The 14,446-nt window shown below is 36.8% G+C and carries 8 protein-coding genes and 1 pseudogene; 7 read left to right on the top strand and 2 right to left on the bottom strand.

Going from position 1 to position 14,446, the window contains the following annotated elements:
• The 7 genes from ACJAT0_RS09820 to ACJAT0_RS09790 all read left to right on the top strand — a co-directional run.
• Nucleotides 1–3,669, top strand: a 3,669-nt coding sequence (locus ACJAT0_RS09820; RefSeq protein WP_415181512.1) for a hypothetical protein, incomplete at its 5' end; no start/stop codon positions are given.
• A gap of 10 nt (nt 3,670–3,679) precedes the next feature.
• Nucleotides 3,680–5,752: a hypothetical protein gene (locus tag ACJAT0_RS09815; RefSeq protein WP_415181511.1), complete on the top strand. Its 2,073-nt coding sequence runs from the start codon at nt 3,680–3,682 to the stop codon at nt 5,750–5,752.
• Between the two features lie 4 nt (nt 5,753–5,756).
• Nucleotides 5,757–8,570, top strand: coding sequence for a histidine kinase (locus ACJAT0_RS09810; RefSeq protein ID WP_415181510.1), 2,814 nt, complete (start codon nt 5,757–5,759; stop codon nt 8,568–8,570).
• Nucleotides 8,557–9,294 (top strand): LytR/AlgR family response regulator transcription factor, encoded by a 738-nt coding sequence (locus tag ACJAT0_RS09805; protein ID WP_415181509.1) that lies wholly within the window; start codon nt 8,557–8,559, stop codon nt 9,292–9,294. Before ACJAT0_RS09810 ends, ACJAT0_RS09805 begins: the two co-directional genes overlap by 14 nt.
• Nucleotides 9,295–9,665: 371 nt before the next feature.
• Entirely contained in the window at nt 9,666–9,839 is a 174-nt protein-coding gene (locus ACJAT0_RS09800; RefSeq protein WP_415181508.1) for a hypothetical protein, read from the top strand.
• A gap of 405 nt (nt 9,840–10,244) precedes the next feature.
• Nucleotides 10,245–10,895, top strand: a complete 651-nt coding sequence (locus ACJAT0_RS09795) for a GNAT family N-acetyltransferase (protein WP_415181507.1) — start codon at nt 10,245–10,247, stop codon at nt 10,893–10,895.
• A 335-nt stretch (nt 10,896–11,230) separates the two neighbouring features.
• Entirely contained in the window at nt 11,231–12,634 is a 1,404-nt protein-coding gene (locus ACJAT0_RS09790; RefSeq protein ID WP_415181506.1) for an exonuclease domain-containing protein, read from the top strand.
• Nucleotides 12,635–12,799: 165 nt separating this feature from the next.
• Here the strand turns inward: ACJAT0_RS09790 and ACJAT0_RS09785 are convergent, their stop codons facing one another.
• Nucleotides 12,800–13,300 carry a pyridoxamine 5'-phosphate oxidase family protein gene (locus tag ACJAT0_RS09785; RefSeq protein WP_415181505.1) on the bottom strand — a complete coding sequence of 167 codons (501 nt, stop codon included), beginning with the start codon at nt 13,298–13,300 and terminating at the stop codon, nt 12,800–12,802.
• A gap of 866 nt (nt 13,301–14,166) precedes the next feature.
• Nucleotides 14,167–14,446 (bottom strand): annotated as a pseudogene (locus tag ACJAT0_RS09780) (allophanate hydrolase subunit 2 family protein); the annotation flags it as partial.

Genomic DNA, 14,446 nt, shown 5'->3' with positions numbered 1-14,446 from the left:
GATACCGCTCCAGTTTATCCACTTGCTTGGGCGCTTGGGGTTGTAGGTGGTGTGAATATATCACATCCACAAGCAGAAAATGTATTGGACTGGATCTCCACTCAAACTGGTCAAGAAATTGATTACGATCCTGTAACTGGAGCTGTATTACCTGTAAAAATGCCCCTAGGAGTTAATTTCCCAAGTGGTGATCAACTCGCTATTACAGAAATGGTCTTTAGAGCAGATGAGTCTGAATTTAATCTCGTAGCGGCAAAAACGACTCCTGTAGAATGGGGACCCATACAACTCGTAGGGTTTAGAGCAATCAATATTAAACATCACATTCTAGCTCCAGTATGGCCTCCCGAAAGATTAGAACTACTTGAGGATATTGAAATAGGAAACGTAAATGGAAAAATAACTTTTGAATTTAAAGCACCTACCGTAGATAATGCTGGCTGTTATATAGAATGGGGCGAATTAGGTATCACCAATTATAGTATTGAGCTCGATGTTCACTTTACGAGAGAATGGTTAATTCCTGTGGTAGACGATGACGGAGTAAAACGCTCCATAGCAAATCTTGTTGCTAGTGGTGCTACTTGGGACGGTATGGTTCTCGTAGGAAACTTGGAAGAATCTGTCATTGCCAGCACAGTTCCTGATGTAGCATCTGGAACACCTTCAGATACGGGTGCTCATGATTTTATTATACTTGCAGATGATATTTCATACGACTGGTCAGATACGATGAATGCTCCAGGAATTGCGTTCCCTGCTATTTATTCAGGAGAAACCACCAACCTATTTCACGGGTTCCATATGACAGAATTAACAGTGAAATTCTCCCCTAATAAAATGAACACTCCAGGTGGTGACCCTATAGAAGTTAGTATCAATGACATGATTATAGATGATACAGGAATTACTCTGGAGGCAGAAGTAGAAAACCTGATCGCATTTGGTGGCGCAGAAGTGGGAGATATGGTAGCCAGTATAGATAGAGTTTATCTGGAAATTCAATCCAGTAATTTTGTTGAAGCAGGAATAGAAGGACGTATAGCTATACCAGTAAACGATCAAAGTGGTTTAGAGGACTCTCTTGCCTACACAGCATTGTTTAATAGTCCGCTGGATCCTGCTGAAAACAATAACTTTCAAATCATCATCGAGCCAGATCAAGATATCAATAATGACCTTTTACAAGGTGTCTTTACGCTAGATGACACTTCTAACTTAAGTGGTTATTTTGATAAAGACAAAAAGACATTTTCACTAGATCTAAATGGTGATTTTACTTGGGAAGATGCCACCATAGGTCCCGTTAATGAAATCAATATGGAGCTTTCCTTTCAAGGGGTCGGTTTTGATTACGACACTAGTGCCGCGCAAAAACTGACTTTTGACGCTGGGCAATGGGCCTTTGCTAGTCCTCAAAAGAGAATGGGGAATTTCCCTGTTACCATAGATAACATTGAATACAATCCTTTAACGACTACTGGAAATCAGCTGATTCACGGTAAGATGAATTTTGATGTTATCTTTAATTTGTCCGATAAAATAGGTGGAATGACCACTTTAGGGGCAGTAATGGCGATCAATGATGAGTCGGGAACTGGTGGAAAAAGATTCCAGCCAGAGTTTATAGGTGGTGTTATTGATTCTATTGCCGTATATGCAAATCTTGCCGCAGTAGATATTAAAGGTTCCATAGGTTTTAGAAATAATGATCCTGTTTTTGGAGATGGGTTTATAGGTAGTTTAGAAGCCAACTTTAAAGGGCCAGGCATCAAATTAACGGCATTAGCAGAGTTTGGTAATACTACCTATTTACACACAGGACGTTACCGTTATTGGAGGGTAGAGGCTGAAGCGACATTCCCAGCTCCAGGAATTACCTTTTTACCTGGAATGGCATTTAGAGGTTTCGGTGGAGGAGCATTTAATAATATGGAACCTACCGCTTCTGGAATGACATACACCTTTACACCTAAACACAGTTCGCTAGGATTTAGGGCAAACGCCGTAATGGCAACGACTCCTAAAGAACAAACTTTCAATGCCGATATGGAATTGCTAGGAACATTCTCTGGCTCTGGTGGTATGACCTATATAGGTTTTACAGGAGAATTCTATATAGGTGCTGGATTTGACAAACGTCATAAAGCAAAAGTGTCTGGGGATGTATCTGTAAGTTATGATTTCCCACAAAAACATTTCAACCTTACGGCAAATGTGAATGTAAATGCGACTCCTATCACAACTCCATCACCAGCAAATTTAGTGTTAGATATTAATGGAAAGACTAACAATTGGTATTTTAAATTTGGAGAACCAGCTAACTTGAATACCGTGAATGTATTTGGAATCAGCCTTTATGAGTATTTGATGTTCGGCAACGACATTCCATATCCTGGAGGATTTACGAGCACCTTTGAAACAGGATATTACAACGCGTTAGGCGTCTACCCTAGCACAGGTGGTGCATCCACTGGCGGCGTGGGCAGTACTACAGAAACTGGAAAAGGATTTGCTCTAGGAATAGGTTTTATGTTTGATAAAAGCGGTGAAAAGCAACTTACCAAATATTCCAATGATAATAAAAAACACGTGTTGAGTTATAATTTATCTGCTGGAGCTGAGCTTCATCTCTCTTTTATGGAATACCTAGGTAGTTGTGATGGAAACACACCTATAGGCATCAATGGATGGAGAGCAAAAGGCGGACTAGGAATGTATGGAACAGCGGCTGCTGGAGTAAAGAAATACAAAAAAAATGGAAGTGTAAAATGGAATGTCACAGTAGCAAGTATCGCTGCTGGAGCCTGGATAACTGGAGAATTCCCAAATCCATATTATGTAGCTGGTGCTATTGATGGCAACATTACCATATTTGACCTTATTTCCTTTAGCTTTCATAAAGACTTTGAAAAAGGAGTACAATGTGGAAATGGTGGCGCTGGTGGCGGTGTTCCAGTAACCCAAGGTGATGCAGCTGCAGCCCAAGAAAATGCTTTGATAGAGTACATAAATCCCAATACCACAAATAATTTCCCTATTGAAGAGCCTCTAGCTGTAAAGTATGGATTGGTACCGAATGAAGTCTTTGATGTTTCAGAACAGCAAAGCAATGGCACGGTAGAAATGCGTACCTTTAAAATGGAAGTCAGTAAAAATCTGAAAATTAAAAATGAGACATCAGGTGTATGGGAACATGCAAGCCTTACCACAAATGAAAACAACCTAGGTGAATATTTATATACAAAAACACCACCTATAGGAGCACTGCCAGCTTTACCTGCTATGCTTGCTCCTCCTCCTGGCATAGGAGGAATGGGTGTAGCCGCTCCTATGGTAGGCGCTTATACCGCACCATTAGGATTTACTCCTGCAGTTGCACCTATGCCCGGAATAGGAGCTGCTCCTATGGGAATAGCACTATATCCATCCCCAGGACCTAGTGATGATTATGATGACCTCCCGCCAGATCCTGATCCTGTTATCAATACATTAAGTGTGGATCGTGATTATAAATTTACAGTTACCGCAACACTTAAAGAATACAATGGAACGTCATGGAGCAGTGCATTGAAAAATAACGGTACGCCTGTTACTCAAACTGTAGTTAAGAATTTTAGAACTGGTCCAATGGTTTTAATTGCACTAGGAGCACCAGCAGCATTTTAATATGAAAGACATGAAACATACACAGAACTTAGTATCGATATGCATAGTTTTTTTTGTGTTCGCTTTTGCGAAAGCGCAACAACAACCAACCAGCTCTATAAAAACAGCCGCAAGATATTCTAACGGCTCTATAGAGTTACGTTTCTTTCCAGATCGTAAAAGGACTCTAGACATAGGGTTACAGTCTGGGTTTATTATAGAACGGGCAAATAGCAAGGCTTCCAATTATGTTGAAATAGGGAGAACAAAGGCATTTAGCATACAACAATGGCAAGAAGTACTGGACAAAGCCGTTACAGAAGAAGAAAAAATACAACTCGAAATAGCACAAGATTTTACCGCAGCTAGTGGCGATAAAAATGGAGGTAATTTGGACCTTACAGAGGGAATCGGTGCTATAAGAGCACAAAAAGGAGACGAAGATTTCCAGTTTATGGTATCTGTTCTTACCGCTATAAAAAACACCAATGCCGCTCAAGGTATGGGACTGTCCTTTATAGATAATACGGTTCAACGAGGGGTTTCTTATTCTTACAGAGTAAAACTGGTAGGTAATGTGCCTGTTTATACGATTGATCCAGTGCCAGTTGACATTATTGCCGCTGCCCAAGAAAATCTTTATAAAAATGAAGTCTTCACTAAAACTGGCGACACCGAATTAAGCTTTGTGTGGGAAGATATTCCAGAGTTATCTGGAGTTGACGTGGAGCGTACTATAAATGGAAAAAGTATACAGCTCAATGATGCCCCTATTTATGCCTTGAGAGGTAAAGGATATAAAGGACCCAAAAGGACGGCGTTTAATGAAGATAGCTTGATCAATTATCAAAAATACACCTATAGATTTTATGGAAGGACAATTTTTGGAGAACGCTTGCTGTTTGCCGAAGTCGTTGGAATGCCCAGAGATCTTACACCTCCTCAACAAGCCTTTCTAAAGCAACCACAACATACAAAACCAAATGAGGTTCTCGTAGAGTGGGAAATGAAAGCTCCCATCGCTGCTGATTTCAAGGGATTCGCGGTATCGCGATCTGATAAAAACGATGGCTATTTCTCCTTACTACATGATAAGTTACTGCCTAAGGGAGCCACAAAATTTATTGATAAAAGTTTCTTAAAAGGAAAGACCAATTATTATCTCGTACAAGCAGTGGATACAGCAAATAATATCAGTTCTTCTTTTCCAGTAGCGGTTACTTTAATAGACAGCATCCCTCCCATTAAGCCTATAGTGTTGTCTGGTAAAATTGATTCTCTAGGAATAGTTACTATAGCTATCAAAAAGAATCCTGAAAGTGACTTAATGGGGTATCGTTTATACAGATCAAATGCTGAAGAGCATGAATTCTCAGCTATTAGAGAAGGTTTTTTATCCTTAGATAGCCTTAAAAACCCAGTGCAAACTATTTTTAAGGATACCGTAACATTGAAATCGCTTACGCCTTATATCTACTACAAAGCTGAAGCACTAGACTTTAATCACAACACCTCGGCGAAATCGGCGATATTAAAGGTGAAAAGACCAGATAAAATTGCTCCTACAACTCCCGTTTTTAAACACCGTAAATCTACCAAAGACGGTATAGAACTCACTTTTTCTCAAAGTAGAAGTATCGATGTTAAAGAACAAATTTTATATCGCAAAACCGATATGAAAGAACCATGGGTCCAATTGATCAACCTTGAAAAAGATCAAACGACCTATATAGATAATGCAGTAGGAAAAGGAAAAACCTACTATTACAGCATGCGTGCTATTGATGACAGTAACAATACCTCTAAATATGCTTTTCCAGTTCAAGGAAAAGCTTACGATACAGGTATGCGCGCTCCTATAGAAAACCTAAGGGTAAAACGTAATGAAAATGAGATAACGCTTACCTGGAATTACCCTACTAAAAATGAGAATACCTTTTTTATTATTTATAAAAAAAATAAAAAAGGGCAACTGGTGCAGCACGATAGATCATTGGAATTAAGTTTTCGCGAAAGCGGTAACAAAAACGCCACCTATGCTATAAAAGTCTTTACAACTGATGGAAGGCAATCCAAGATAAGTGAGGAAATAGTCGTAAAATAGGGTCATGATTAAAACATGGTTAGCTTTTTTGTTATGTATCTGGGCTTTTTCAGTTCCTGCTCAGGTATATACGAACTATTCTGAAAAAGACGGATTGCCTAGTAATCATGTTTACAAAATCACCCAAGACATACATGGATTTATATGGATCGCTACAGATGAAGGCATCGTAAAGTTTAACGGTAGCGAATTCAAAATTTTCACCACTAAAGACGGCTTACCAACAAATGATGTCTGGAATCTTTTTCCCGCTCAAGATGGAAAAATATGGTATGCTGCAAAAAGTAAAAGCATGGGATATATCCTCAACGATAAAGTATATAATTTCCCGACAGAAAATAATGAAGTTATGAGTCCTATCTATGCTAATTTTGACGGTAATGAATTGATGGCAAATGGCTCTAGAAACACGTATAGATTTAAAGGGAATAAATGGCGATTGATCGAAGAAGACTCTGTTTATAAGCTCGCTACACCTCTACTAAACAAAAATTACAAACTGTTAGCACAACATAAAGAGGATCAAATTATGTTGGTAGATTCCAGGAATCAAATAAAAATTATCGGCGACTCCACAGACTTTTTTAGCAGCTATAGCAGAGGTCAAAAAACCGACAGCTTATACTTTACGATGACAGATTATTCTTATAATGTACTTCATCTCAATTCTGAAACCATCCACAGATTCAGTTTTGAAAATGAGCTTGGAATTAAAAGATTAGAACTGGCAAGAATTAATTTAATAGGTGATCAAATTCAAATTACCGGAGAGAACGTAATTGGTATTTTAAATGAAGACCTCAGTGTGAAGGAAAAATATGTGCTCCCTAAGTTCTTAGCCTCTCACAGCTCTTTTATGGATAAAGAAAATAATATTTGGGCAGCCACTTTTTCAAATGGTATTTATAAATACAATATCAATGAACTTCAAATAAAAAAAGAATTCCCCAATTCAAAAGTAAATGATATTAAAAAAGTTAACGGCTCTATTTATGCGCTTATACATGATAAAGGATTTTACGTTTACGATAAAGAACAGGGTGAATTTATTAAAGACCTAGTATCTCCTCAGTTTCTATATGATATTGCTTATATAAAAGAAACAGATACTAAATATTACCTAGGCGATCATGAAATTATTACCCTGCACAAAGGAAAAAGGCTCACTTTTACTTTTCCTTTTAAAAACGAACTCGCACGGTCAGTTGTTTATCATAAAGACTTACTGTACAGCAATCAAACCGCAGGAATATCAGCGTTAAACCCCTTCAGTATGGATGTTGCTGACGTATATATGCAACCTGGAGCACGTTGCTTAACTGTTTTTAAAGAAGAGCTTATTATAGGCACTTCTACCGGATTAAAAACGTTGATAAATGGTAAAATTGAAGACTTAGATGGGGTGCATAAAGAATTTGCATATCCAGTAAATAGCATCACTGTAATAAACGAAGATCAACTCTTACTTACTACAAACGGATACGGAGCTTATCTCACTGATTTAAACAACATTCAACTATTAGAAAAAAGCGAATTTCTTTCTTGTGATCATGCCTTTTTTGAAAACCAGGAACTTTATTTACCGACAAACGCAGGGATTTATCATTATGAATTTGCAAGGGATAGTTTTCAACTCAAACACATCTGGAATACTACTAATGGACTCCCCACAAATAAAATAAACGGTGTAGAGAAGTTAGAAGATGAATTACTAGTAGCTACTAATCAGGGTATTATTCATTTACCACAGGATTACAAACCTACCTCAGGATTAGTGAATATATACATTGAAGAAGCTACTTATAAAAGTAAAACAGTGCATTCTGGAGCGAGTGAATCCTACTCAGGAAACAACAATCTTAATTTTATTGTAAAAGCTATTGATTACAGACCCAACGCGATGCTTTCTTATCAATTTAAACTTTCTCCCAGTCAAAAAGAATGGACTTCCACTACATCCAGCAATCTTACTTTTTCTGATTTAAATCCAGACCAATACCAGCTGCAAATAAAAAATGGTGAATTGATCAGGTGTTTTGATTTTACAATATCTTCTAGATGGTATCAAAGTTGGATATTTTATTTAACATTGATACTTCTTCTTGTGGTTATGGTCATTTTTAGCACAAAACACCTCAGCCGTAATGCCGAAAAAAAACGTAATGAAGAACTACTACGTTCTAAAAAATTGTCAGAATTACAACTCAAAGCATTGCGCTCGCAAATGAATCCGCATTTTGTTTTTAATTCTCTTACTGCTATTCAATACTACATTAATGAAAATGATTTTGAGACTTCAGATAAATATCTGGTGAAATTCTCTCGCTTGATCAGAGAGTTTTTTGAACTCTCAAAAGAACAATTAGTAAGTGTAGAAAGAGAAATACAGTTGCTTAGCAACTACTTAGCATTAGAACAATTGCGCTTTAAAGGCAAACTCAATTATATTTTTGAAATCGATCCACAGTTAGACCGGACCGATAAATTACCCAGTATGTTACTTCAACCCATTGTAGAAAATGCGGTAAATCACGGTGTATTTCATAAAGAAACAACAGGAACAGTACTATTAAAGTTCCTGCGTATAAGCAACAATGAAATTCAAATAAGTATTCAAGATGATGGTAAAGGATATCAAGTTAAAAAAGAAGGCGATAGATTAAAATCTACTTCTGTACTAGAAGATCGTTTAAAATTTTTGCAAGAAACAGGGGTTTGGGAAATAACCGTTGAACACAAAGAGGCTTTTCCAGAAAAAGAAGATAAAGGCCACAAAGTATGCTTCCAACTTAAAAGACTGACCTATGAAAAAATATAGCGCCATACTAGTAGATGATGAGTTCTCTGCACTGCAAAACTTACATAACAAAGTGGTTAAAGTAGGAAATCAAGTAACAGTTATTGCCACCTTTCAAGAGCCTAAAGAAGCCATTGCATCCATCATAGAAAATGCTCCAGATATAGTATTCCTAGATATTCAAATGCCTGGAATGACTGGATTTGAACTGCTACAGCATATTCCTACGCTCACCTCTCAAGTAATATTCTCTACCGCCTATAATGAATATGCGCTAGAAGCTTTGAAGAATAATGCGGTAGACTATGTCCTCAAGCCAGTAGATACAGATGAACTCAAAAAAGCCCTCGATAAAGCCATTGATAATATTGAAAAAAAAGCCGCCGACTCTAATACAAATCTGGTAGAACTACTCAACAAAATTATAGACCGCGATCACAAATTAAAAGTCCCTACTCAAAAAGGGATTTCTTTTATCCCACAGGAAGAAGTAATCCATCTAGAAGGTTATGACGGCTACACAAAAATTCACCTTATGGATGGTAAAATATTAACAAGTTCTTATAATCTAGGTAAATTTAGCGACTATTTAGACGACTATTTTTTCAAATGTCATAAATCGCATATTGTAAATATAAAAGCCGTTAGAGCCTTTGAAAACGAAGGTTATGTAGTACTAGGAGAAAATTACCGCGTCCCTATTACTAAGACGTACAAGAAGGCTTTTCTGGATTTGTTTAAGTAGTGGGGTTTCTTTTTATTTTTTTAAATGAAAAAGAAAGTTGAATTCGAAATTAAACGTGAAAGACATCAAAAGGAATGGGGAATCACTTGAAACATCTCAATACTATTTAACTGGTCATAAGGCTTTAGAGCGGTATCGCTTGGAATCTTTCTCGATGTTTGTTAAAAGGGTCTTTCTCCCGATCACTATCGGGATTATAAAAATCTTCAATCTATACTGAGGTTCTCGAAGTTAGGATAATGGGGAAACGGGTGCTTTAACATCTTCATCAGCTAAGTTGTCAGCACTTTAAATGTTCCAATATTAAATGGTTTTAGAACAGAGAATAATATGGCGCTTGAAAAAATAAATAGTAAAAACAAGATAACCCCTTGCAACAGTTAAAACTTCATCTCCATCAAATGGTGAGGCAAGCCTATAATCCTATGCAAACTGTAAAAGGACGCATCGCTACATTAACAGATCAAGAAATGCTTGTGAAGAATCCTTCCTTATCAATAGTGTACCATTTGAAAATAGAACAGCTAACAGCAGTGTTTATATAATAAGCAAGAACAACCTTGATCATTTGAGAATCAATTGGGCAACTGTGAATTATTCTTTAAAAATAATGCCTTATGACCGGAATGGGCGTGCTCTAAAGTAGGTGGTAGTAGGTGTATTTGTACTAGTTAAAAGTGCATCAAGCCTCGGTCCTCCCTTCCTTGATGTTGCCCATCTGTAGTTGTCTTGATGTAAATTCTTGATTTGTTTAGAAAGGCTTATTTCCTTTATAACTTTTGGGAGCAGCAGCATTTAGGAGGTATTTCTTTTATTCATGCCACACTTTCTAAAAAAAAGACGCTTCTTATGTCACAAGAGCCATACATCCTATGAATGGGATGAGGAATAGGTAGTTGGAGAGTTAACTAGTTCTAGTCTGTCTATTGTGTATCAGATAAATATTATATTTGAATTATTCACTAACTAAGAACGATGTCAATTTATCTTACCCATCCCAACAAAATAATGCTGTCAATTTGAGAAAAGCGACCCATCTAGACAAGAAACTAGTATCCGAGATATTGGTTTCTGCCTTTTTACCATTGACGGAAGAAAACTCTATAAATCTTGTGGTAAAACAAGATCAAAAAAGAGCAGGGCGCATGCAGGTGTTGATGGAATACTTATTTGAAAGAGCCCTACTTTTTGGAGAAGTTTATATATCAGATAATGAGAAAGCATGTATCTTATTAAAATTCCCCCATCTAGAAAAAATCACCTTTAGAACCATACTTCTAGACGTTAAAATGGCATTTAACTGTATAGGTATAGAACGTATTTGTAGTGTGATAAAAAGGCAGCGTATAGCACATAAAAACTATCCAAAAGAAGAACATATAAGACCCGTTATACTTGGGGTTAAAAGGGAATCTGACGGTAAGGGGACTGCTGTTCGTTTAATGATAAAAGTCAGAAATAAGTTTAAGAACAATCAGCTGCCTGTGATCATAGATGCAGCATCCATAAGCAATGCTCAAATGTATCAGAAATTTGGATTTAAGATCATTAAAAAAGAAGAATCCCTTGGCTTTCCTATTTACTTTTTAAGGCTAAATTAGTACTTGAAACAAGGGTAAAACCGAGGAACAGCGAGCCTAAAAACTACTGGCTGCTTGGACTGGAAGCAATTCACTATATATTGAGCAATATCATTATAAATTCTATTGTTATGCATTTGGTCTGATTTTAGTAAAATTTTACATTCACTTTTTTGGAATTATCATATTTGCGGTAGGCATAAATCAAAAGGGGCAACTCCTGTGGTATTAACTATGAATTAAGATCCGCTTTCGCGAAAGCGCCATAAAAATAAACTCTGTTAAAAGTAAGAACGAGTATCTTTTATTAGGAATAAATCCATAATTTTGGAACATTTCCAAATAAAAGCAATCCAGTGAATTTTAAAGAACAACCCTATAGTGTGGTAGACATCGAGACTACTGGTAACAGAATGAGCAATAATCGCATGACTGAGATCTGTATTGTGCGCATGCTAGGCTGTGAAGTGATTGAAAAATACAGTACACTTATCGATCCAGAAAGTTTGATTCCAGATTTCATAACGGGTCTTACTGGTATTGATAATGAAATGGTGGCTGCTGCTCCTTTATTTTCTGAAGTGGCTGATGAAATTGAGCGCATGACACGAGATTCTATTTTTGTAGCTCATAATGTCAACTTTGACTACAACATTATACGCAATGAATTCAAACGTTTGGGCTGCGACTTTAAGCGTAAAAAGCTCTGTACAGTGCGACTGTCCAGAGAGTTGATCCCTGGAATGAATTCGTATAGTCTAGGGAAATTGTGCAACTCGTTAGGAATCTCTCTAGAAAATAGACATCGTGCTGAAGGGGATACGGATGCAACAGTGACTTTATTTCAAAGATTGCTAGAAATAGATCAAGATGGAGAAGAGTTTACAAAGTTTCTAAACGGGAGTAATAAAGAAGGAACTTTTCCGCCGCATTTAGACCGGTCTCTTTTTGATGAGTTACCAAATACTCCAGGGGTATATCTATTTAAAAATCAGGCTCAAAAGGTTATTTACGTCGGTAAAGCCATCGATATTAAAAAACGGGTACTGTCTCATTTTTATTCTAAGACCAGTAAGTCGTATCTCATGTGTCAAGAGATCTACCATATAGAACACATTCCCACAGGTAATGAATTGGTCGCTTTATTACAAGAAGCAGATCTCATCAAACAGTATTATCCAAAATTTAATAGCGCTCAAAAAAAACCTCGCGCCGCTTACCAAATCTTGCATTATAAAAACCAATTGGGCGTCATTCAGTTTGCGGTAGGACTGGTGAAGTCTTATGACTATTCTATAGTGACTCACTATGATCGAGCACATGCCGTAGAGCAATTAGAACAACTCTGTGCAGACTTTAATTTATGTCCTCGATATTGTAGTTTTAAAACTCAAACCGATTGTACGTCTCATTACAAGCTCAAAAATTGTAAAGGTGTTTGTAAAAAGACAGAGTTGGTATCGCTGTATAATATAAGAGCCAATCAAGCCATTAGATCTTTGCACGATCAGAATCCCAACTACATTATCAAGCAATCTGGTAGGACTCTTGAAGAATCTTGCTTTGTGATGGTAAAAGATGGCGAGTATCAAGGTTTTGGATATTTAGACCAACAGGCTTCTATCGCTACAATGGAAGATTGTGAAGACTTTCTAGACCGCAAAGCTGCAAACTATCATACCAATCAGATCATACGTTCTTATTTAAAAAAATATGGAGAACAGAATGTGGTCTATGATCAACAGCTAGCTAGTTCATAGTTTTACATTCTTCCCCTTAAAAAGGTCAAATTCATTGGATAGCTTCATCACTTTTCGCTTCACTAAAGCCCATAAAAAAAGCCGATCTGAGGAACGGCTTTTTTCTGTTTAAACTATATTTTGATCATTGCTTCTAAAGTCTTCATTTCATGGAGTTGTACTGGTTTACATGTTCAGACTACCTGATACTCCTACTTCTGTCTCGTCGCCAGTGGCTTTGGTGTAGGCTAATTTTGCCAAGGTAATAAGAGCATTCGTCTTATTATCCCAGTAATGTCCTTCATGCGGACTGAAAATAAGCACCGTAAGTGTTGGGTCATTTTTACTTTCAAACCAATTGGCATCTAAGTTGTCATAGTGCTTTTTTATTAAGTCTTTGTCTTTAGAAATAAGTGTTGTTCCATAAACGCTTAAAAATTCTTTAGATATCACGTCGCTAAAAATTAATTGCGTCTGACTGTTTTTTTCAATATTGGCATTGTGCTCACTGGTAGACTTACTAAAGAAAATAACATCTCCATTATCGAGTATTTCTTTGGATCCCATCGGTATGGCATGGATAGGCGCAATCCCTAGCTCTGTCAACATCATGGCGGTTTTAATATTTCTAGAAAGTTCTAAGTATTTTTCTCTTGCTTCTCTTTGGTTTAGGTTTTGTGTACTCATTTTTTATTTTAAGATACATATAAAAATGTAGTCTTTTTCTTAATAAAAGCTGAATTAACAGGAGTTTTTGAATTTAAAGTCCGCCTGGCAAGCACTCTCATTTAATGGTACTATAATAGAAGACATTGGTCTTTTACGCAATTACTACCATCTCCTCCGAGCAAAGAGACTAGAAAGCTAATGAGAAGAGCTCATTTACCTAAATAACCTGCTATAGGAAGTTAGATCCCGTCTTGTAGCAAAGCTATTGCAGCAGATAAAGTAAAACCAATTGGGATCAAGAACCCCAGCACTAAAATAAATCCAAAGCTTTTCACTAGGTTTTTGAGACTTTATACCTAAGTGTTTTAGGATTGATTTTCAACTTCTAGATTTTATAAAGTGCCGTCCATAAGTGATAAAAGACTCCTGCAGCAGAAAAAACTAAAATTGCTAAACCTATTACATTGGCAAGCTAACTTTCTTTACTCATAGGTTAGCTATTTATTTAAATATCCGGAGGCTATCCAATTCAAAAAAGATTTTAAAAATGCTGGTATTTTCTAAAGCACAACTGCCTAAACAAATCCCATACCATACCATACCATACCATACAGAAAGTGCTTATCTACTAATCCGTTAAAAACAGTGCCCTTATATTTAGAATACTACAGATTTAACCGTTAAAATTTAAGAAATATTTATATAACACTATGCTTGCATAGTATTATCTTTGGATAAAAACAAATGGATTTAATTATTTCAAAAAACGGATATAGCGACTACAAACGTAAAACTATGGAAGATCAAGAAGAACAGACAGAAAATCTTCCTAAGGATAAGGCTAAGACTCCTTTTAAAAGCTATTTGTAGTTATACATATCAAATTAAATCACTACTAGGTCTACCTTCTCTCCTACCCTTTTCTGTGATATTTTAGAAATTGATTCCTCTTCCAATTGCAATACCCGAGGATAACCGCCTGTGGTCTGCGCGTCGCGCATCAATACAATAAGCTGGCCATTAGCAGTAAGTTGCACCGTCCCAGGAAGCACAGGACTACTCTTTAACTGTTGCAAACTATTAGACAATTTTTCCTCTAATTGAAAAGCCATACGGTTCCAGTCTTTTGAAATGCTAAAACTTGTATTTAACAGTTTCTCTTGT

This window comes from Nonlabens sp., from assembly GCF_047636915.1.
GTDB lineage: Bacteria > Bacteroidota > Bacteroidia > Flavobacteriales > Flavobacteriaceae > Nonlabens.
This window is presented reverse-complemented; position numbering and strand designations above follow the sequence as displayed.

Excerpts from the sequence above, each read along its gene's own strand:
- ACJAT0_RS09815 (WP_415181511.1), top strand. The coding sequence starts at position 3,680 with ATGAAACATACACAGAACTTAGTATCGATATGCATAGTTTTTTTTGTG.
- ACJAT0_RS09810 (WP_415181510.1), top strand. The coding sequence starts at position 5,757 with ATGATTAAAACATGGTTAGCTTTTTTGTTATGTATCTGGGCTTTTTCA.
- ACJAT0_RS09805 (WP_415181509.1), top strand. The coding sequence starts at position 8,557 with ATGAAAAAATATAGCGCCATACTAGTAGATGATGAGTTCTCTGCACTG.
- ACJAT0_RS09785 (WP_415181505.1), bottom strand. The coding sequence starts at position 13,300 with ATGAGTACACAAAACCTAAACCAAAGAGAAGCAAGAGAAAAATACTTA.